General features: G+C 61.6%; 16 protein-coding genes and 2 pseudogenes. 6 read left to right on the forward strand and 12 right to left on the reverse strand.

What is annotated here, in order from left to right:
- Positions 1 to 58: 58 nt before the first annotated feature.
- The 3 genes from PW789_RS09775 (at position 59) to PW789_RS09785 (ending at position 2,865) form a co-directional block, all read left to right on the forward strand.
- Positions 59 to 1,108, forward strand: coding sequence for a glycoside hydrolase family 43 protein (locus PW789_RS09775; RefSeq protein ID WP_299375115.1), 1,050 nt, complete (start codon positions 59 to 61; stop codon positions 1,106 to 1,108).
- Positions 1,109 to 1,356: 248 nt separating this feature from the next.
- Positions 1,357 to 1,542, forward strand: a complete 186-nt coding sequence (locus PW789_RS09780; RefSeq protein WP_299375118.1) for a DNA-directed RNA polymerase subunit omega — start codon at positions 1,357 to 1,359, stop codon at positions 1,540 to 1,542.
- Positions 1,543 to 1,713: 171 nt separating this feature from the next.
- On the forward strand, positions 1,714 to 2,865 hold the full coding sequence (locus PW789_RS09785; RefSeq protein WP_299375121.1) for an acyltransferase: 1,152 nt from the start codon (positions 1,714 to 1,716) through the stop codon (positions 2,863 to 2,865).
- A gap of 58 nt (positions 2,866 to 2,923) precedes the next feature.
- On the opposite strand, the gene PW789_RS09790 is transcribed toward PW789_RS09785, so the two are convergent.
- From PW789_RS09790 to PW789_RS20090, 9 genes and pseudogenes are all read right to left on the reverse strand, one after another.
- Positions 2,924 to 3,652, reverse strand: coding sequence for a rhodanese-related sulfurtransferase (locus tag PW789_RS09790; protein WP_299375124.1), 729 nt, complete (start codon positions 3,650 to 3,652; stop codon positions 2,924 to 2,926).
- Positions 3,653 to 4,043: 391 nt separating this feature from the next.
- Positions 4,044 to 4,592, reverse strand: coding sequence for a PEP-CTERM sorting domain-containing protein (locus PW789_RS09795; protein ID WP_299375127.1), 549 nt, complete (start codon positions 4,590 to 4,592; stop codon positions 4,044 to 4,046).
- Positions 4,593 to 5,283: 691 nt separating this feature from the next.
- Positions 5,284 to 7,009: pseudogene (rpoD, locus tag PW789_RS09800) on the reverse strand (RNA polymerase sigma factor RpoD).
- 217 nt (positions 7,010 to 7,226) lie between these two features.
- On the reverse strand, positions 7,227 to 7,472 hold the full coding sequence (locus PW789_RS09805; RefSeq protein ID WP_299375130.1) for a hypothetical protein: 246 nt from the start codon (positions 7,470 to 7,472) through the stop codon (positions 7,227 to 7,229).
- A 23-nt stretch (positions 7,473 to 7,495) separates the two neighbouring features.
- A complete protein-coding gene (locus tag PW789_RS09810; RefSeq protein ID WP_299375133.1) occupies positions 7,496 to 7,885 on the reverse strand; it encodes a type II toxin-antitoxin system death-on-curing family toxin in 390 nt (129 codons plus the stop codon).
- A complete protein-coding gene (locus PW789_RS09815) occupies positions 7,886 to 8,113 on the reverse strand; it encodes an AbrB/MazE/SpoVT family DNA-binding domain-containing protein (protein WP_299375136.1) in 228 nt (75 codons plus the stop codon).
- A gap of 67 nt (positions 8,114 to 8,180) precedes the next feature.
- Positions 8,181 to 9,761 carry a hypothetical protein gene (locus PW789_RS09820; RefSeq protein ID WP_299375139.1) on the reverse strand — a complete coding sequence of 527 codons (1,581 nt, stop codon included), beginning with the start codon at positions 9,759 to 9,761 and terminating at the stop codon, positions 8,181 to 8,183.
- Between the two features lie 216 nt (positions 9,762 to 9,977).
- Positions 9,978 to 11,348: a DNA primase gene (locus PW789_RS09825; RefSeq protein ID WP_367182527.1), complete on the reverse strand. Its 1,371-nt coding sequence runs from the start codon at positions 11,346 to 11,348 to the stop codon at positions 9,978 to 9,980.
- Between the two features lie 193 nt (positions 11,349 to 11,541).
- Positions 11,542 to 11,769: pseudogene (locus PW789_RS20090) on the reverse strand (CHC2 zinc finger domain-containing protein); the annotation flags it as partial.
- A gap of 353 nt (positions 11,770 to 12,122) precedes the next feature.
- Between PW789_RS20090 and PW789_RS09830 the strand changes: the two are divergent.
- The 3 genes from PW789_RS09830 to PW789_RS09840 all read left to right on the forward strand — a co-directional run bounded on the left by PW789_RS09830 (position 12,123) and on the right by PW789_RS09840 (position 16,447).
- Positions 12,123 to 13,079 (forward strand): YXWGXW repeat-containing protein, encoded by a 957-nt coding sequence (locus tag PW789_RS09830; protein WP_299375760.1) that lies wholly within the window; start codon positions 12,123 to 12,125, stop codon positions 13,077 to 13,079.
- A gap of 117 nt (positions 13,080 to 13,196) precedes the next feature.
- Positions 13,197 to 13,946, forward strand: coding sequence for an RNA methyltransferase (locus PW789_RS09835; protein ID WP_299375142.1), 750 nt, complete (start codon positions 13,197 to 13,199; stop codon positions 13,944 to 13,946).
- A gap of 110 nt (positions 13,947 to 14,056) precedes the next feature.
- Positions 14,057 to 16,447: a DPP IV N-terminal domain-containing protein gene (locus tag PW789_RS09840; protein ID WP_299375145.1), complete on the forward strand. Its 2,391-nt coding sequence runs from the start codon at positions 14,057 to 14,059 to the stop codon at positions 16,445 to 16,447.
- A 103-nt stretch (positions 16,448 to 16,550) separates the two neighbouring features.
- Here PW789_RS09840 and PW789_RS09845 read toward each other — a convergent pair whose 3' ends face one another.
- The 3 genes from PW789_RS09845 to PW789_RS09855 all read right to left on the reverse strand — a co-directional run bounded on the left by PW789_RS09845 (position 16,551) and on the right by PW789_RS09855 (position 19,523).
- Positions 16,551 to 17,165 carry a hypothetical protein gene (locus PW789_RS09845; RefSeq protein WP_299375148.1) on the reverse strand — a complete coding sequence of 205 codons (615 nt, stop codon included), beginning with the start codon at positions 17,163 to 17,165 and terminating at the stop codon, positions 16,551 to 16,553.
- Between the two features lie 105 nt (positions 17,166 to 17,270).
- Complete coding sequence (gene gluQRS / locus PW789_RS09850) at positions 17,271 to 18,083, reverse strand: tRNA glutamyl-Q(34) synthetase GluQRS (protein WP_299375151.1); 813 nt, start codon at positions 18,081 to 18,083, stop codon at positions 17,271 to 17,273.
- 120 nt (positions 18,084 to 18,203) lie between these two features.
- Positions 18,204 to 19,523: a DNA polymerase gene (locus PW789_RS09855; RefSeq protein WP_299375154.1), complete on the reverse strand. Its 1,320-nt coding sequence runs from the start codon at positions 19,521 to 19,523 to the stop codon at positions 18,204 to 18,206.
- Positions 19,524 to 19,649: the final 126 nt, after the last annotated feature.

Genomic DNA, 19,649 nt, shown 5'->3' on the forward strand with positions numbered 1-19,649 from the left:
AGTGGTGGGTGGTCGCGGCGCGAGCGTTTAGTATGGGTCTCGAAATTCGTGAGGCCCAATGAGGTTTTGTCTACGCTTTGTCTTTGTTGTCATGGTGGTGCTGTGCCTGCAGGGGCGGTCGTTCGCGCAACAGAGTATGACCTTTCACAATCCGCTGTTGTCGACCGGGCCCGATCCGTGGGTCGTAACGGCGAACGGCTTCTACTACTACATGAATTCGACGCAGAAGAATCTGACGATCTGGAAGACGCGCGACATCACCGACCTGCAGCACGCGGAGAAGAAGGTGGTGTGGGAGGCGCCGGAGACGGGAGCGTATTCGCATGACATCTGGGCGCCGGAGCTGCATCAACTCGATGGCCGGTGGTACATCTACTTTGCCGCGGATGACGGGAAGAACGAGTCGCACCGCATTTATGTGATCGAGAACGCGTCGGCCGATCCTCTTGAGGGGACATGGACGTTCAAGGGCAAGGTGAGCGATGCGACGGACAAGTGGGCGATCGATGCCTCGGTGTTTGAGGATAGCGGCCAGAAGTACATGGTGTGGTCGGGCTGGGAGGGCGATAACGACGGCGAGCAGAGGATCTATATCGCGCACCTGAAGGATCCGTGGACGATCGATTCGGACCGCGTGCTGCTGTCGTATCCGAAGTACCCGTGGGAGCATGTGGGCGACCTGCCGAACCGGCCGGCGATGCCGCATGTGAATGTGAACGAGGGCCCGGAGATTCTGAAGCACGATGCGGACATCTTCCTGGTGTACTCGGGTTCGGCATGCTGGACGGACTACTACGAGCTGGGCGTGGTGCGCGCGAAGTCAGGAGCGAACCTGTTGGATGCAGCGCAATGGACGAAGTACGATCATGCGTTCTTCAAACAGAGCCGCGAGGCCGGTGTCTTCGGGCCGGGACACAATGGGTTCTTCAAGTCGCCGGACGGCAAACAGGACTGGATCATCTACCACGCGAATCCGAAGACGGGAGAGGGATGCGGACGGTTCCGTTCGCCGCGTATCCAGCCGTTTTCGTGGAATGCGGACGGAACGCCGCAGTTCGGGGAGCCGTTGTCGACCGGGCAGGAGCTGCCGAAGCCTTCGGGGCAGTAAAAGCCTTTCGCAGCCTGTCCGCTTGTTTTCATGCCGATCCGAGACGTGGGGCAGGAGACGGTGATGTTCTGGCTTCGGCCGGCGCGTATTTCCGTCGGAACGGGTATAAGCTTGAAAGATCCCCCTTTTATGCTGCGCGGGGGCGGGCTTGCAGGCATCGGTCTGCAGGCGGTTCCAGACCCGGCAGCTCACCTGCGACTTCAGGACACCTACAATCTGACGCGCCGCAAATGTATCGGAGAACAGGTATGCGTTCAGACGCCATCTTTCGCGCCAAGAAGACTATTGAGAACAGGTACCAGCTGTGCCAGACCGCATCGAAGACCATGCGTAAGCTTCATGTCCCTACGCGGGACACACAGGAGACGATCAACACCGCGTTCCAGAAGATTGCTGAAGATAGGACAGGCTTCGCAGAGGATGAAATCGTATAGTGCGGCAGCCGGGTGTCCTGGGTGGGGCATCTGGCTGCTATGCCTGCCGTATGGGATTTAATTTGTGCCGATGGGTTTGAACGACTGAACCTGATGGCCTGTAACGAAGTTGGCCCATAAGCCTGTTGCAGATGTCTCCGCGCAGCTTGTTCCGTTATTCTTGTTGCGCTTATGAATCCGCATACCAACGACCTGCGAACCAAGCCGCATTACGAGATCCTGGATGGCCTGCGCGGTGTGGCCGCCATGGCTGTGGTGCTGTTTCACATCCTGGAGACGTTCTACCTGGGCGATGCCTTCCGGCATCCGTTCAATCATGGCTACCTTGCCGTGGACTTCTTCTTCCTGCTTTCGGGCTTCGTTGTGGCGTATGCCTACGACGACCGCTGGAAACGGATGACGACGTGGGAGTTCTACAAGCGGCGCCTGATCCGTCTGCAGCCGATGGTGGTGATGGGCAACATTATTGGCGCGCTGCTGTTCTACACGCAGGCGGCTCCTGTATTTCCTCTGGTTGCGACAACGCCGTTGTGGAAGATGCTGCTGGTGATGCTGGTGGGCTTCACGATGATTCCACTGCTGCCGTCGATGGATATACGCGGGTGGCAGGAGATGCACCCGCTGGATGGCCCGGCGTGGTCACTGTTCTTTGAATACGTGGCGAATATTCTTTATGCCAGCGGCCTGCGGAAGGTCTCGAACAAAGTGCTTTCGGTGCTGGTGGTGCTGTCGGCCGGTCTGCTGATTCACCTGCTGGTGCTGGGGCCGAGGGGCGACGTGATCGGCGGCTGGGAGGTGAACGGCGAGCAGCTGCACATCGGCTTTGCGCGGCTGCTGTTTCCGTTTCTCGCAGGCATGCTGCTGATGCGCCTGGGTAAGCGCATCCGTGTGCGCGGAACCTTCGCCTGGTGCAGTCTGCTGCTGCTGGCGACCTTCGCGATTCCGCGAATCGGCGGCCAGCATCATCTCTGGATGAACGGGGTGTATGAGGCGTTTGCGATCATCGTCATCTTCCCGGTCATCGTGGCGATGGGCGCGGGAGATAACGTGCGCGGCGGTATCGAAGAGAAGATCTGCAAGTTTCTCGGCGACATCTCCTACCCGCTCTACATCACGCACTATGCGCTGATCTATACGTTCACAGCATGGGTGACGGTGAAGAAGGTTCCCTTGTCGCAGGGTGCGCCGATGGGGCTTCTGCTGTTCGTCGTTGCGGTGACGATCGCTTATGGCTGCCTGAAGCTGTATGACGAGCCAGTGCGTGCGTGGCTGAGTGCGCGGGAGAAGAGAGCTGCCCGGGTTCAGCGCAAGATGATGTCCTGAAGGTTGAGGCTTGGCATGGAAGGATGCATGGCCTGAACTGCAACTGCGTCGGACGTTCTTAGTCTTCGAAGGTCTCGTGGTCGACGGAAATGCGCTCGTCGAAGATGTAACAGTCACCGTTCCATTTGCTGTCCTGCCTGGGTGTCTGCTCGAGATACTTCAGGATGCCGCCCTTCAGGTGGTAGACCTCGGGGAAGCCCTCCTGCAGCATGAAGGCTGAGGCCTTCTCGCAGCGGATGCCTCCGGTGCAGAACATGGCAACCTTGCGATGCCTGGTGGTGTCGAGGTTTTCGCGCACGTAGGCGACGAAGTCGGAGAATTTTTCGAGGTCGGGCTTGACCGCGCCTTCGAAGGTGCCGATCTCGGTCTCGTAATGATTGCGCGTGTCGAGAAGCAGCACGTCGGGGTCGGCGATGAGCGTGTTCCATTGCTCGGGCTCGACGTACTGGCCGGGTCTGTTTGGATCGATGCTGACGTTGCGGAAGGTGATGATCTCGGCCTTGGCTTTGAACTTCAGCCGACGGAAGGGCGGTTCCTCGGAGGAGGAGAATTTAACTTCTGCGCGATCGAGGCCGGCGCGTTCTTCCAGCAGCTTGAGGAAGCGATCGATGGTCTCGGCAGAGCCTGCCATGGTTCCGTTGATGCCTTCGGGGGCGATCAGCGTGGTGCCGAGCAGGTCGGTGCCGTGAAAGGCCGCAAGCAGCTCCTCTCTCAGAACGGATGGTTCGGAGATGGAGACGAAGCGGTAGAAGGCTGCGATGGTGTAGTTCACGGCTTCTTCCATCATAATTCTGCGCGGAGCTGCACTCGAAGGCTCGAGTGATGAAGGCCGGAGGAGGGGACCCTCCCCTCCCCCCTGTTTTTCTGCAAAATCTTGATTTTGCAGGGTTTATTTTTTAGGATTCGGCTAAATTCCTGATGATGCATGGTTTAGAGGTAAATTCTTGAAAAGAAAGGCAGATGTTCTGAGGTGTTGCTTTGGGGCGCCTGCCTTTTTTCCGGGCTGCTTTAACGGTAGCAAGTGGGGCGGGGTGAATCGGCAGTCAGGATGAGGTTTGTTTTGTTTGGGTTGCGGGGTTTCGTGGGTTGACAGCGGTTTGCTGAGGGGCTCAGGGTTCGAGCCCCTCTTCGTTATCAGAGGATCTTCGGCAGGCTGAGCTCGTCCGCGGGGCGCGTGGCTAACTGTGCCTGGTGCGGCGGATGGCGCCGAGGGTGCCGAGCAGCCCGGTTCCGAGGAGGAGGAGGGAGGAGGGCTCGGGCGCCGGGGTGATCGCCCCGGTGACTTCGACGTAGGTGAGGTTTGTTTCGCCGGTGTCGATCAGCATCCAGTTGTCGCAGTCGGTGCCGCAGGTAAGGGTGAAGGCGCCGGAGGGGGTGCTGGGGATGCGGATACTGAAGGCGAAGTACTCGGCGGGGTCGATGGCGTTGTAGATGGTGGCGGCGAGCAGGCCGGGCGGTGTCGTGATGCTGACGGGGCCTGGATCGGTGAAGGAGAAGAGGCTGCCGACGGTGAGGTCGTCGAAGACGAGATTGGCGGCGGTGAGGTTGGAGGCTGCGTCGAAGGTGAGGGTGCCGGTGAGCGTGCCCTCATCGGAGCCGGAGTGAATGCCTGAGGTGGGCGTGGTCGCCGAGAGGGTGTAGGTGCCGACGGGGAGCGGCGTGGCCTGAGCGGCCGTGGGGGCAAAATAAAGGGCGAGCGAGAGGGCGAGGAGGAGGTTCGTTTTCATGCGGGTTTCTCCGCTGCGAAGGATGGAGAGGCGCGGCCCGATTGCGGGAGGACTTTAGCAGGTGGGATGTGGCACAGTCCATCCGGGGGCGCTCAGATGCTGAAGCCACTATCGCTTTGGACTGTTCGGCGCGGCTGAAGCCGTGACCTTGGGATCATTCGGCATCCGGCGATGATGCGATATGAGTGCGAGACTGAGTTGGATTTTCGCTTCCGCGAAAATTGCCCACCTTAGCCGCTTCGCGTCGAAGATGGGGCACCCGGCTTGGCTGGTTAGATGTGTGCCACCCGCCTGGTGTGTGGGCAGTTGTTACCCCACGGACTAAAGCCCCGGTTCATGGGAAGAGGTTCAGATGGCCAAGCCTGAAGGCCTGGCGTTCCCGGAAACGGTTCGAGCTTTGCTCGAATGTCCCACTCATGCCGCGATGAGGCTGCGTCATGAATGGGGCACCCGAGGAATGGGTTGAGGTGGATGTATGGACCACCCGCCATTGGTCCGGCCGAGATCAACAGAGAAGCTACGTCTCTTATTGCTGAACAATCTGTGCGTGGGCGTAGTTATGATTTCGGCTTGTTGGTTGAGTCCTGGGACCAAGTGCGCAAATTGACTTTCAAGTGTCTCAATTGATGTCAGTAAAAGCAGAGGCCGCGATTGCTCGCGGCCTCTTTGCTGTTACTGCAGTGCTGCTTCTTTAGACTTCCTTGACTCCGTCGACGAAGGCCTTCAGCTTGCGGCTGCGGCTTGGGTGGCGGAGTTTGCGGAGGGCCTTGGCTTCGATCTGGCGGATGCGTTCGCGGGTGACCTGGAAGCTCTGGCCTACCTCTTCGAGGGTGTGTTCGCTGCCGTCTTCGAGGCCGAAGCGCATCTTGATGACGCGCTCTTCGCGCGGCGTCAGGGTGCGGAGGACCTGCGAGGTGTACTCCTTGAGGTTGACGGAGATGACGGCGTCGGAGGGGCTGACGGCCATGCGGTCTTCGATGAAGTCTCCGAGGTGCGAGTCTTCCTCTTCTCCGATGGGGGTCTCGAGCGAGATGGGCTCCTGCGCGATCTTGAGGACCTTGCGGACCTTCGCGACGGGGATGTCCATGCGGCGGGCGATCTCTTCCGAGGACGCTTCGCGGCCAAGCTCCTGCACCAGCTGACGCGAGGTGCGGATGAGCTTGTTGATGGTCTCGATCATGTGCACCGGGATGCGGATGGTGCGAGCCTGGTCGGCGATGGCGCGGGTGATGGCCTGCCGGATCCACCAGGTGGCGTAGGTCGAGAATTTGTAACCGCGACGGTACTCGAACTTGTCGACGGCCTTCATGAGGCCGATGTTGCACCTCCTGAATGAGGTCGAGGAACTGGAGGCCGCGGTTGGTGTACTTCTTGGCGATGGAGACGACGAGGCGAAGGTTGGCTTCGATGAGCTCGCGCTTGGCCTTCTCGGCGTCCATGTCGCCCTGGATCATCTCGCGCTGGGTGCGCTTGAGATCGATGACGGTGATGCCGGCGTCCTTTTCGAGCTGCTCGAGGTCGGTGCGGCAGTTTTTCTGCTGGCGGCGGTACTCTTTGCGCAGCTCTTCGGACTTGGAGGCCTCGAACTTGGTGTCGAGGGTCTTGACCTGCCGCTCGAGGGTGCGCATGGAGTCGACGGTCTTGTTGACCTTGTCGAGGAGGCGCTTCTTCTCGGCGTTGGTGTACTTGAACTCGCGGACGATGCGGTTGATGTAGACGTGCTCGCGTCCGATGAGCCAGCGGTGCTTGCGGGCGTCCTTGGCTTTTGCCTTGGCGTCCTTGCCCTGCGGGGCTTCGACGCGTTCTTCGAGCGCCGTGATCTTCTTCTGGTGCTTGAGGATGTGGTCGACGCGGCCGACGGTCTGCTTGACGCGGGCCTGCAGGATCTCTTCGGTGAGCTCTTCTTCGTCGAAGGTGACGACTTCCTTGATGTTGCGAACGCCGCGGCGGAGGTCTTCGCCGAGTCCGGTGATCTCGCGGATGACGATGGGGGAGCGCGAGATGGCCTTCATGACGCGGAGCTGTCCGCGCTCGATGCGCTTGGCGATCTCGACTTCGCCCTCGCGGGTGAGCAGGGGAACGGTGCCCATCTCGCGGAGGTACATGCGGACGGGGTCGTTGGTCTTTTCGAGCTGTCCAGGGGTGAGATCGAGCTCTACGTCTTCGCTCTCTTCGCCGGCCTCGGAGTCGTAACGGTCGCGGTCGCGATCACGGTCGCGATCGTACTTATCGCCCGCGAGGACATCGATTCCCTGGGTGTTGATGGTGGTGAGAAGGTCGTCGAGATCGTCGGGGGAGGTGATATCGCCCGGCAGCAGGTCGTTGACCTCGCCGTAGGTCAGATATCCCTTTTCTTTCCCGGTCTCAATGAGCTTGTCTTCTATGTCTTCTTCGTACTTGTCGATTTCTTCAGCCACGAGGGTGCGCGCTCCTGCAAATAATCTTTTAGTGGGATGCCGCTCAGGCGAAGTTTCGTGGTCTCCGAGCGGAGGTATCCCTGGGTTGTTTCTGTGGTGTCAGGGGAGCAGGTAGCGGTTTAGACCGCCTTTGGCCAGCCGGACCTTCCGAGAGGTCAGGGCATACGAGGGCACACTTCCCCAGCGAATCACAGGATACCACAATATTTAGACGCCACTACGCCGAGAAAAGATTCGGAGGCGGCTCGCGGAGAGGCTCGCCTTTGGCGCCGTCCTGGTGGCGGGGGCAGCGGCGGGTGTGGATGTCGGTGCCGTTGGCGCCGTAGTCGTGCCCGCAGTGGGTGCAGCGCAGGTGGTAGATCTTCTGGCCGGGGAAGGTTTCGGAGGGAAACCCGGTGCCGGCGATGACGCGCTGGCCGTGCGGGTTGGTGTAGCCGGGGTCTGTGGTTTTGTGGCGAGGCATAAGTCTTTGAAGAGTTTAAGGCTTCAAAGGGCCTGAGCGTGGGTGCGGAACCATTGAGCTAACTGCTCTTCGGAGACAGTGCCGTCGGCCAGGCCAAGGAAGGTGAAGTACTTCTCCTCGGGCGTGGAGACGATGCGGAGACCATTGATAAGCAGAAAACCTACGGAGACTACGAGAGCTGTGCGCTTGTTGCCGTCGACGAATGGATGATTGCGTGCGATTCCGTAGGCATAAGAGGCTGCCAGGCGAGGTAGATCGCAGTCCGTTTCGTAGGCGAAGACGTTGCGTGGCTTGCCTAAAGCCGACTCGATCAGACCTTCGTCGCGGATACCGTCGGCGCCACCGTGCTCCGCCAACTGGCGGGAGTGAGCGATCAGGGTTTCGGGCTTTTCAATCCAGATCGGTTCGTTCACCTACTCGGCCAGCCTGCGCAGGACGTCGCGATTCTCCCGCATAACCTGCTCCATGGCATCGAGTTTGCGGGCAAGTGCCTCGTCGTATACGGAGAGGTGCACGCCATCAGGGTTCTCGGAGAGATAGACCGTATCGCCTTTTTCTACGTGGAGCCGTGCTGCAATCTCTTTAGGCAGAACGATTCCAATGGAGTTGCCGATCGAGATCACCTTTGCGGTCGTTGCCATTCTGGAAGCCCTCCAGTGGTCATTATAACGAAAGTTATAACCTGGCCGCTACCTCCTGCAGGCGGGATTATTGGCTTTGGGGATGGAGAAGAAGGTGATGGTCGTCGGGCGCGAGGGTGATTTCGCCTGCGGGGGTTGGGGTGGGGCTGAGGGTGGGGAGGTCGTCTTTGCCGGTGAGGGCGAGGTCGACTCCGTTGAGGGCTACCTGCGAGCTGGTGAGGTTGTCGGAGGTGAGGGTGTAGCGTTCGGCGGCCTGGGGGAGGGTGATGGTGTGCTGCTCCTTGCCGGCGTTGATGGCGAGGAGGGCGACGTCGCCGGGCTGGTCACGCAGGCAGTGGGCGTAAAGATAAAGGCCCGGGGTGGATGGCGTGCCTGAGGGGGCCGCCTTCGGGTCTGCGTCGAGGACGGTGGTCCCCATCATGCGGCGCCAGAGGAGGGCGGCCCAGTAATTGGGGCGGGGGGTGTAGGTGTCCTCATCGAGCAGAGCATAGTCGCTGGCGGCGAGGGTGTTGTGCTGGATGGCCTGCACGCCGCGTTTGGCGAGTGAGCCAAGCTGGTTGAGGTAGCGGAAGCTGTCGATGAAGGTGGAGGCCCAGGGATCGCCGCCGCAGGCGGTCTCACCGGTTTCGGTGAGCCACATCGGCTTGCCGGGGGCGTACTTGTCGCGCAGTTCGGCGTAGAAGGCCTCGTCGTGGTTGGTCTTCGAGAGCCACTCGTCGGAGAGGGCGGTCTCGGGGGAGACCATGGGCGGCATTCCGGCGCTGAGGCAGCGTTGGGAGCCGCCGCCGTAGAAGTGGTAGGAGAAGGCGTTGATGCCGGGGCCGGAGGCTTCGAGCATGTCGGTGGACTTGAGCATGGACTGCTTCATCGCTTCGGGGACGAGGCCGCCTGCTTCTCCGACGGAGCCGGGGCCGAGGACGATCATCTTCGGCGCGGCCTTGGAGATATAGGCGTGGAAGGCCTGAAAGTCCTTGCCGTAGGTCTGAGCGGTGTAGCCTTTGGGCGCTCCGCCCATCGCGGCGAAGCTTGGCTCGTTGAACATCTCGGCGGCGGCGATGGAGCCGCCCGCGGATTTGGTATAGGCAAGGATTTTGCTGGCTTCGACGGGGGTCCAGATTCCATTGGCGTCGCGGACGCCCGGGCTGACGGCGAACGAGGTCACGAGGCTGCCGTTGACGGCTTTGGTGAAGTCGAGCACGCCCTTCCACTCGCTGCGCGTGAGAACGCTGTTGAAGCCGGTGGGTGGGGTCTTGGGAGCGGGTGTGTCGGAGTCGTGGAAGTAGGTGGAGTTGGCCCAGGTGCCAGAGACGCGCACGTAGGACGGCCCAAGGGCGGCGGCCAGTTTACGCAGCTTCGGGTTGGAGAGGTTGATGGGGGCGCGGTAGCGGTAGAGGGAGGGGTCCATGCCGGCGGGGACGGAGGCCTTGGAGGCATCGTCGGCCTGGGGTTCGCCCTGCTGCTTGTAGGGCGCCCAGAAGCGTCCGCCGGTGACCTCGACCATCTCGATGTTGTAGCCCTGGTAGCGCGGGTCGACGGTGCCGAGCTTTGCCATCGTCGCGGGATTGAGGGCGACGGATTGGGCCAGCAGGGCTGAGGGGAGGAGAAGAGTAAGGGCGGCGGTCTTGAAGAGGACGCGGGTAGATTTCATTCGGACTCCGTACTTTATGCGACGCGGCCAGTGTCAGCTGGCGATCGGCTGCAAAAGATACATGAGGCCATGAAGATCACGCAAGGGCGTTGTGCGCGGAGGCGCTAAGCGCTGGATTGTAAGGGGGCAGGATGAGGGAGGCTTATGTGGATGGATGTGAGCGTATGGATTGAGCGTGGATGGATTGAGCGTTAGTTGATAGATGGAGCTGCGAGATTAGTGTTCGCGGAGCTGGCGCTGCAGCTGGATGAGCTGCTGGGTGAGCTGGACGCTCATGTTGGCGTCGTTGCGGCGGTCGGCCTCGGCGATCTGGGAACGCACCTCGCGGAGGCGGCGTTCCATGGCGCGTCGCTCGAGGGTGTGGAGGGCATCCTCCACCTGATCGGCGAGCGAGGCGACGGCAGCGCCTTCGACGTCGTGCGGCTGTTCGAGGGCGCGGGCGAGCATGATTCTGGTGGAGTGATCGGGCGCGGCGTCGAGCGGATTTTCGGGAGGTGCAGCGCTGGCCAGTACCTCGATGACGCCTGCGGAGGGCAGGCCGTCGTAGTAGTCGGGGCGCTCGGCGAGGCGCGTGGATGCGATCTGGCGTGCGGGGTCGCTGTCGGGCAGGACGAGGGCGCGGAGGAGGATGCGCTCGGTCTCGCTGGCGGGATCGTGCTGGTGGGAGCGGACGCTTTCGGAGCGCTGGGCGGCGGCCTGGCGCAGCTCCTGGCGGAGGATGGCGGAGTCGATGCCGAGCTTCTGTGCGGTGTCGGCGGCGAACTCGTCACGCTGCAGCGGCGAGGGCATGCGGCGGATGTGGGGCAGGAGGAAGTTCATCGCCTTGACCTTGGCGTCGGCGGTGCGCGCGGGGAAGAGGGTGCGGGCGCGATCGATGAGGTAATCGGAGTGACGTTTGGCCCCGCGGAGCGCGCCCATGTAGGCCTCAAGGCCCTGCTCGCGGACGAAGCGGTCGGGGTCGAGGCCGCCGTCGAGGGTGACGATCTTCACCTCGAAGCCCTCTTCGGTGAGCATGGCGATGGATTTTTCTGCGGCGTTGGCCCCGGCGGTGTCGGGGTCGAAGTTGACGACGACGCGCTTGCTGAAGCGGGAGAGGAGGCGCACCTGCGCCTCGGTGAACGCTGTGCCCGATGTGGCGAGGACGTTGTGGATGCCGGCCATGTAGACGCTGATGGCGTCCATCTGTCCTTCGACGAGGAGCGCGAAGTCGTGGGTGCGCATGTCGGCCTTGGCCTTGTCGAGATTGAAGAGCACCTGGCCCTTGGTGTAGAGCGCGGTCTCGGGCGAGTTGAGGTACTTGGCGATGTCGCGGCCCTTCTCGTCTTTGCTGTCGAGGGCGCGCGCGGTGAAGGCGATGGTCTTGCCCTGCTCGTTGGCGATGGGAAAGGTGATGCGCTTGCGGAAGCGGGCGTACATCTGTCCCTGCGAGCCGTCGGCCTGCTCTTTGGCGGAGAAGAGTCCGCTGGCGCGAAGGACCTCTTCGCTGAAGTGCTGCGCGAGGGCGTTGCGCATGTGGTTGAAGTCGTCGGGCGCGTAGCCGATGCGGAACTTCTGCACGGTCTCGGGGGTGATGCCGCGGCCGGTCATGTACTCGCGGGCGCGTGCGGCTTCGGGTGTCTTGAGGGCGGCCTCGAAGTACTGCGTGGCGGCTTCGTGGAATGTCGAGCAGCTGGCGGCGCAGACCGGCTTCGCGTGCCTCTTCGGGCGAGTTGAACTCGCGCTTGGGGAGCGGGATGCCGCACTTCTGCGCGACGGTGCGGACGGCCTCGGGGAAGCTGAGATTTTCGAGCTTCATGACGAAGGTGAAGACGTCGCCTTTTTCGTGGCAGCCGAAGCAGTAGAAGTAGCCGTGCGTGGCGTTGACGGAGAAGGAGCCGGTCTTCTCCTTGTGGAAGGGGCAGAGGCCGGTGTAGTTCTGCGCGCCGGTCTTGCGCAGCTTGAGGTAGTCGCCGACGATGCGGACGATGTCGGCCTGCTGCTTGACGAGTTGGGCGAAGTTATCGGCCACGGAGGGACGGAGGGTGCTTTGTGCTGCTGGTCAGGAAAAGATACAGATCAAGTTTAAATGATTGCGGAGAGTAGCGTATTTCCGCCCTTGCCGGGGCGTGGCTCCTGCACGGCGGCAATAAGACATCTGTTGGGCAGTCGTGGCGATGCTCCATGGTGACAAATAGTTGCAGGAGATAGACGTAAGAATTGTTGTCGAGGTTCACAGGAAATCTGACGAAAGCGGGAAACTTCGTTCGGGCAGGTGGGTTCATTTGTCTGTGGCCGGGGAGAGGTTGAGATGAAGACCCCGGAGCAGATGAAGTTTTGCGAGGTTAATAAAAGACGATGTTCTCCCTGAAGACAATACGCGTGATGGTTTTGGCGGCAGCTGCAAGCGCGGCGGCCTTTGTTCCAGCGGCCTCTTTTGGTGCCGTGAATATTGCAATCGGTATCTCGGTGGGGACGCCTCCGCCGGCGCTGCCGGTGTATGCGCAGCCTGCAATTCCTGGGGCGGGTTACATGTGGACGCCGGGCTACTGGGCTTGGGGTCCTGCGGGCTACTACTGGGTGCCGGGCGTGTGGGTGATGCCTCCGTCGGCTGGCGTGCTGTGGACGCCGGGCTACTGGGGCTGGGGCGGCAGCGCTTATGTCTACCACGCCGGCTACTGGGGGCCGCACATCGGCTTCTACGGCGGCGTGAACTATGGCTACGGCTACGGCGGTGTTGGCTATGAGGGCGGCTACTGGAATCATGGCGTGTTCGCGTACAACCACTCGGTGAACAACTTCGGCAATGTGCACATCACGAATGTGTACAACCGTACGGTGGTGGTGAATAACGTCAATCGCGTGAGCTACAACGGCGGACATGGCGGCATCAACGCGCGTGAGTCTCAGTCGGAGCGGGCTGCGTTCAACGAGCACCATATGGAGCCGACGCATAACCAGATGGCGCATGAGCAGGCGATGCGCAACGATCATGGCCAGCTGGCCTCGGTGAATCACGGCCAGCCGCATACGATGGCGATGTCGCGTGTGAACGAGCAGCAGCACAATATGAACCAGCAGCAACGCAATATGAATGAACAGCAACACAGCATGAATCAGCAGCAGCGCAACATGAACCAGCAACAGCACAATATGAATCAGCAGCAGCATGCCGAGGCACAACAGCAGCATGTCAATCAGCAGCAGCACGCTGAAATGCAGCAACAGCATGTGAACCAGCAACAGCACGCTCAAGCGCAGCAGCATGGGGGGCAGCAGCCTCGTGAGCAGAGCCATGCGGCGCCGCATAACGAGTCGCACGGTGGGGAGCACGGGCACTAAGCCTCGCGGTAACTGGAAAAACCTGCTTTGATGGAGACGATCAAGATGGCCCGGCCGATGCCGGGCCATCTTTCATTTGTGCACTCGATAGAGTTTCCGCTCTCTTAGAATGGATGTGTGATATCTGATCAGCTTCTTGGGCGTGTTGCGGTGGTGCTGGTGCGCGCGCGTAATCCCAATAACATCGGCGCGGTGGCGCGGGCGATGCACGACTTCGGCTTCAGCGACCTGCGCGTGGTGAACGAGTATGGCGTTCCGCTGGAGACGGCGAAGTCTGCGGTGGATGCGTCGCAGGTGATTGCCGATGCAAGAGTGTTTGCGAGTGTTGCGGATGCGGTGGCCGACTGCACGCTGGTGGCGGGAACGACGGCAGTGGGCGAACGTGCTCTGGAGCATCCGCTGCACGCGCTGGCGGAGGCGGCGGAGCTGGTGAAGGCTGCGTGCGCCGGCGAGGAGGGCCGCGTGGCGCTGCTGTTCGGCTCGGAGAAGACGGGGCTGAGCAACGAGGAGCTGAGCCACTGCAACTTCCTGATGACGATTCCGATGTATGAGCACGAGGATGTGCGGCATCCTTCGATGAACCTGGGGCAGGCTGCGGCGGTGTGTCTCTACGAGCTGGTGCGGCGCGAGGGTGTGCATGCCGGGGTGGGCGTGAGGGACGCGGCGAAGTCGGTGGAGATTGAGCGCGTGACGAAGATGCTGAGCGATGTGCTGGACGAGACGGGCTATCGCCGCAAGTATGCGCATGCGACGGAGGAAGAGGTTCGCCGCCTGGTGCTGCGCATGGGGCTGAAGGCCGCGGATGTGCCGGTGTGGATGGGGATTCTGCGGCAGGCGTTGTGGAAGGCGCGCGGCGGCGAAGGATGACCGCGAGGGAAAGGTTTGCCTTTGACGCGGGGGACTTTAGACTGGCTCCTGCCGTCCAAGAGAACGTGCGAATAGAACAGGCATCAACAGTTTTGCGGGAGGTTCTACGAATGGCTTCAGGGAAGCTGCTAGGTGTTGGAGGGGTGCTGTGCCTGATGGGCGCTACGGCGATGGGAGAGGCGCAGCAGCCACGTCAGCTGACTGATGCGGATTATGCCCGCGCCGAGAGCTTCATGAACTACAACGTGAATGCGCTGGTGTATCACAGCGTGGAGAAGCCGCAGTGGCTGGGGGATGGCCGCTTCTGGTATCGCGACTATGCGGGTGACGGAACGACGTTTCTGCTGGTCGATCCGGTGAAGAAGACGAAGGGCCCGGCGTTCGATCAGCAGAAGCTGGCGACCGCGCTGACGGCGGCGATGCAGGCCGAGGATGCGACGGGTCACACGGCGGCACTCAATGTGAAGAAGCTTCCGGTTACGGAGTTCGCGTTGAGCGATGGCGACAAGGTGGTGACGGTGCTGGTGCATGCGCGGCACTGGCGCTGCGATCTGAGCGGCGCAGGACAATGTGTTGCGATGGAGAAGAAGTCGTCGCAGGCGGTGCCGTATGATCTTTCGCCGGATGGGAAGAAGGCGGCGTTTATCCGTGACTGGAACCTGTGGGTGCGCGATGTGGAGACGGGTGCGGAGACGCAGCTGACGACGGATGGGGTGAAGGACTACGGCTATGCGACGGACAACGCGGGATGGTCGTCGAGCGATCGTCCGATCCTGGTGTGGTCGCCGGACTCGAAGAAGATCGCGACGTTTCAGCAGGACCAGCGCAAGACGGGCGAGATGTACCTGGTGCCGGTGACGAATACGCATCCGCAGCTGAAGGCGTGGAAGTATCCGCTGGTAGGCGATAAGGATGTGACGATGATCGAGCGCGTGATCGTCGATGTGGATGCAGCGAAGGTGACGCGGTTGAAGATGGCGCCGGATCAGCATCGCTCGATGCTGTGCGACGACATCAGCTGCGAACCGGGCGGGCCGTGGGAGGATGTGCAGTGGAGCGATGACGGGAAGCAGCTCGCATTTGTATCGACCTCACGCGATCACAAGCAGGAGTGGGTGCGCATGGCCGATGTGGCCACGGGCGAGGTGCGCGAGGTGATGACGGAGACGGCGCCGAAGTTCTTCGAGCCGGGGAATGGCCGCTCGAACTGGAAGTGGCTGTGGCAGACGAATGAGTTTCTGTGGTTCAGCGAGCGCGACGGCTGGGGACAGATGTATCTGTACGACGGTGCGACGGGCAAGCAGAAGAGTCAGCTGACGCGTGGCGATGGCAACGTGACGGAGATGCTGCTGGTCGATGCGGCGAAGCGGAAGATTTATTTTCGGGCGGTGGGGAAGGAGCAGGGGCGCGATCCTTACTTTCAGAGCTACTACAGCGTGAACTTCGATGGGACGGGGATGAAGCTGCTGACGCCGGAGAATGCGGATCACGCGATCGCGGCATCGCCTGATGGCAGATACTTTGTCGACGTGGCGTCGACGACGACCGAGCCGCAGACGACGGTGGTGCGCTCGACCGATGGCGCACTGACGATGGAGGTGGCGAAGCAGGACATCAGGGATTTGAAGGCGATGGGCTGGGTGCCGCCGACGCCGATTACGGTGAAGGGGCGCGATGGGAAGACGGATCTCTATGGCTTTCTGTTCAAGCCGACGGACTTCGATGCGACGAAGAAGTATCCGATTGTGAACAACGTCTACCCGGGGCCGCAGACGGGCTCGTGCGGGGGACGCAGCTTTACGGCGTCGCATCGCGATATGCAGTCGCTGGCGGAGCTGGGCTTTGTTGTTGTGTGCATCGACGGGATGGGAACACCGTGGCGCTCGAAGGCGTTTCACGAGTTCTACTACGGCAACCTGGGCGACAACACGATTCCCGATCAGGTTGCGGGGATGAAGGAGCTGGCGAAGAAGTATCCGTGGATCGATATCGACAAAGTGGGGATGTATGGGCATTCGGGCGGCGGCAATGCGACGGCGGCGGCGATGTTCAACTACCCGGACTTCTTCAAGGTGGGCATCGCGGAGAGCGGCAATCACGACCAGCGCGACTATGAGGATGACTGGGCGGAGCGCTGGGCGGGGCTTGAGGTGAAGAACGCCGACGGCACCAGCAACTACGACAGCCAGGCGAATCAGAACATCGCGAAGAACCTGAAGGGCAAGCTGCTGCTGGCGCATGGGACGATGGACAACAATGTGCCGCCGAACAATACGCTGCTGGTGGTGGATGCGCTGATCAAGGCGAACAAGGACTTCGACCTGTTGATGATTCCGAATGTGCCGCATGGCTACCAGGCGGCGTCGCTGTACATGATGCGGCGTCGCTGGGACTACTTTGTGAAGAACCTTGCGGGGGAGACGCCGCCGAAGGAGTACAGGATGAAGTCGTGGCACGATGCGGAGACTGCGCTGCGCGGTGGCGGACCGCAGGAGGAGTAGCCGGGAGCGACGAGTCGCGAGGTCTGAAAAGCAAAGATGAAAGGCCGGCGGAGAGAAATCTCCTGCCGGCCTTCTTCGTTGTCCACCACTTATCGCGTTGTCGCTATGGCGTTGTTGAGGGGGTGCTGAGTGTCCAGCCATTGCTGGTGTTGGTGAGCGTGGCGGTATCGGTGTGGGGGCCGCTGAGGTTGGTGTGCAGATCGGGGTAGGCGTTCTGCGTCTCCGCTGCGGTGGCCCATGCAGGCGCGTCGCCGAAGGTGTAGTGATAGCTGACCTGCGTGGTGGCTCCGGGCTGATCGCTGGTGGGCGTGGCGCTGTCGATTGCGGTGGCCTTGCGATGTCCGTAGCAGAAGTTGCCGAAGCCGGGCTGGGTGCTGTCGGGGGTCCAGGCGGAGCGGCCCTTGTCGGAGAGGTCATAGTTATTGAACTGCTTGCTGACGATAATCATCACCTTCTTATCGGCAGTGGAGCGTACGAGCAGGCCCTGGTCGACGAGCGCATCGAGCGGCATCGTCTTCTCGTGGTCCGAGGTTCCGGCCTGCTGCGGGAACTGCTGGGAAGAGGCCCACAGGCAGGCAGGGTGCGCGCTGTAGTACGTGTTGACGGCATTGAGGTAGTTGAGTGTGTTGTCGGCCTTCTTGTTGCAACCAGCGAACAAGACAGTTGCTGCGATGCAAGCCGCGGCGAGGCGTGGCGAAATCTTCCTGGAATATGTCATGCGTCCTGCTCCTTCAGATCCCTCAGTGGGGCATGTCCTTCATGGGGGTGGGATGCAAAGCGCAGCAGGCGTGGCGGTAAATTTATTTTTGCGCTGCGAAGCAACTCATCGCGAGAACATGGCGACGACTTCGGCGGGGGTGTGCCCCTGCTGGCGCAGGGTGCGAAGGGCCAGGGCGTCGTGACGCTTGGCGAGGCGTATGCCTTGTTCGTCGCGCAGGAGATGGGTGTGGAGGTAGTCGACTGCGGGCAGTTGCAGGGCGCGCTGCAGCAGGATCTGACGTGCGGTGGACTTGAGCAGGTCGGCGCCGCGGACGACTTCGGTGATCTGCGAGTCGGCGTCATCGACGACGCAGGCGAGCTGGTAGCTGGGGAGGTCGTCCTTGCGCCAGACGAGGAAGTCGCCGAAGTCCTTGCCTGCGGTGAAGCTCTGCGGGCCGAGGTTGGCGTCGTTGAAGCGAATGGTTTCGCCATCGGGAACGCGGAAGCGGTAGTTGGTGCTGGGCTGCAGCGTCTGCGGGAGGGCGTTCGGGGCGGGGCGGCAGTGGCCGGTGTAGACGGGTTCGTCGTCGGTGTCCTCGTGCGGCGCAGCGATCATCTGCGTGAGGTCTTTGCGGCTGCAGGTGCAGGCGTAGACGTATCCATGGGAGAGGAGACGCACGAAGGCTGCGCGGTAGATGGAGATGCGATGCGACTGCACGATCATGGGCGGCGCGCAGTCGATGCCGAGCCATGCGAGGTCTTCGATCATGGCGTCGACGTACTCGGGTTTGGAGCGCTGCGGGTCGAGGTCTTCGTTGCGGAGGAGGAGCGTGCCCTGGTGTTGGAGAGAGCGCTGGTAAGCGGTCCAGAAGGTAGCCGCGTGGCCGAGATGGAGGAGACCTGTGGGGCTTGGAGCTAATCGGCCTGTGTAGTGCATGCTGCTCACTGAAGAAGCGTACCGCAAGCGATCATCGTCTTGCTGGTGACTTGCTGGTGAAAGGCAAAAGCAGATTCCCCCGCTGCCTTTCCGGCAACAAAGGAGAGGAATGGTGACTGGTTACATATAGTCCACGCCGTACTCTACGGGGATCTGCGTGAAGGCGATGCGGGTGGGTGCGGCCTCGCGTGCGGCAAGCATGCTGCCGAAGTGCAGCGTGGTGTGGCCATACTTGAGGTTGAGCCTGTCCATGGTGGCGGAGAGCTGGCCGCGGTTGTCGGGATCGCCGAAGAGCTCTTCCTGGTGCTCGCCTTCGGGGACGAGGTCTCGCAGCGTGATGCCGACGAAGAAGGGTTTGCGGAACTCCTCGCCCTGAGGTCGCCGCGCCCACATGCCGCGCATGGCTTCGAGCAGCGTAAGAGTGTCCTGGCACTGGCGGAAGCGCGCCTCCATGCCCCAGCCTGATTGTTTGATGCCGCTGAAGTGGCGCTTCGATTTCATACGCTCGGCCTGCTCGCGCGTGAGCTGGTAGCGGATGGTGACGGACATCGCGCCGGTGTAGAACTTCTCCATCCGCAGGCGCATGGAGGCCTTGTGGAGAAGCTTGTTGGCGATGGCCCACGCTCCCTCTTCGTTACGAAAGTCGGGCGCCATGACGTGGGAGTGGCCGAGCGACTTCTGGACGTCGTTGGAGACGGGCGCGCCATCGTCGCCGGTGTTGCCGCCGCGCAGCCAGTGGTAGATGCGATCGCCCCAGACGCTGTTCCACAGGTTGTGCATGCCCTTGAGGTCGAGCGCGAGAAGGTCGGGCATGGTGTGGATGCCCTTCGCCTTGAGACGGGCCTCGGTCTTTGCGCCGACGCCGGGCAGGTCGCGCAGTTCAAGATGAGCGATGGCACGCGGAAGCTGTGAGGGCAGAAGGCCGATGAGGCCGTCGGGCTTCTGCATGTCGCTGGCGATCTTGGCGAGGTAACGATTGGGCGCCATGCCGATGGAGCAGCGCAGCGCCTCGCCCACGTTCCTGTAGATGGACTGCTTGATGTCGAGGGCGATTTTGCGCGCGCGTGGAGGCTCCTGCTCGCGGCCCATCAACTCGCAACTCATCTCGTCGATGGAGGGGTTGTGCGAGACGGGGCAGACGAGCTCGACGGCCTTGGTGATGGCGGCGGAGTATTTGGCGTACTCGGTGTGACTGCCTTCGATGAGGATGATGCCGGGGCAGAGGCGCTTCGCCTCGCCCACCTGGGTTCCGGTCTTGATGCCGAGGTCTTTGGCCTCGTAGCTGGCGGCGATGCAGCAGGTGGTGTCGGCCATGGTGGGCACGACGGCGACGGGCCTGCCGCGGTACTCCGGGTGCAGCTGCTGCTCGACCGAGGCGAAGAAGGAGTTGAGGTCGATGTGCAGGAAGCTGAAGCGGTCGGGATGGGGGGCGAAGGACACGGAAGTGGAGACGGCTATCTAAGCTAAGATTTTATTCGCTTTTTATTTGCCCCATCAAGGCCGTGCAGAGCACTCTTAGTTTCTGGTCAATTTCGTTTATTTCAATTGTCAGTATTGAGAAAGATG

Source organism: Edaphobacter sp. (assembly GCF_028283685.1).
Lineage (GTDB): Bacteria > Acidobacteriota > Terriglobia > Terriglobales > Acidobacteriaceae > Edaphobacter.

Excerpts from the sequence above, each read along its gene's own strand:
- PW789_RS09775 (WP_299375115.1), top strand. The coding sequence starts at position 59 with ATGAGGTTTTGTCTACGCTTTGTCTTTGTTGTCATGGTGGTGCTGTGC.
- PW789_RS09780 (WP_299375118.1), top strand. The coding sequence starts at position 1,357 with ATGCGTTCAGACGCCATCTTTCGCGCCAAGAAGACTATTGAGAACAGG.
- PW789_RS09785 (WP_299375121.1), top strand. The coding sequence starts at position 1,714 with ATGAATCCGCATACCAACGACCTGCGAACCAAGCCGCATTACGAGATC.
- PW789_RS09790 (WP_299375124.1), bottom strand. The coding sequence starts at position 3,652 with ATGATGGAAGAAGCCGTGAACTACACCATCGCAGCCTTCTACCGCTTC.
- PW789_RS09795 (WP_299375127.1), bottom strand. The coding sequence starts at position 4,592 with ATGAAAACGAACCTCCTCCTCGCCCTCTCGCTCGCCCTTTATTTTGCC.
- PW789_RS09805 (WP_299375130.1), bottom strand. The coding sequence starts at position 7,472 with ATGCCTCGCCACAAAACCACAGACCCCGGCTACACCAACCCGCACGGC.
- PW789_RS09815 (WP_299375136.1), bottom strand. The coding sequence starts at position 8,113 with ATGGCAACGACCGCAAAGGTGATCTCGATCGGCAACTCCATTGGAATC.
- PW789_RS09820 (WP_299375139.1), bottom strand. The coding sequence starts at position 9,761 with ATGAAATCTACCCGCGTCCTCTTCAAGACCGCCGCCCTTACTCTTCTC.
- PW789_RS09825 (WP_367182527.1), bottom strand. The coding sequence starts at position 11,348 with ATGACCGGCCGCGGCATCACCCCCGAGACCGTGCAGAAGTTCCGCATC.
- PW789_RS09830 (WP_299375760.1), top strand. The coding sequence starts at position 12,123 with ATGGTTTTGGCGGCAGCTGCAAGCGCGGCGGCCTTTGTTCCAGCGGCC.
- PW789_RS09840 (WP_299375145.1), top strand. The coding sequence starts at position 14,057 with ATGGCTTCAGGGAAGCTGCTAGGTGTTGGAGGGGTGCTGTGCCTGATG.
- PW789_RS09845 (WP_299375148.1), bottom strand. The coding sequence starts at position 17,165 with ATGACATATTCCAGGAAGATTTCGCCACGCCTCGCCGCGGCTTGCATC.
- gluQRS (WP_299375151.1), bottom strand. The coding sequence starts at position 18,083 with ATGCACTACACAGGCCGATTAGCTCCAAGCCCCACAGGTCTCCTCCAT.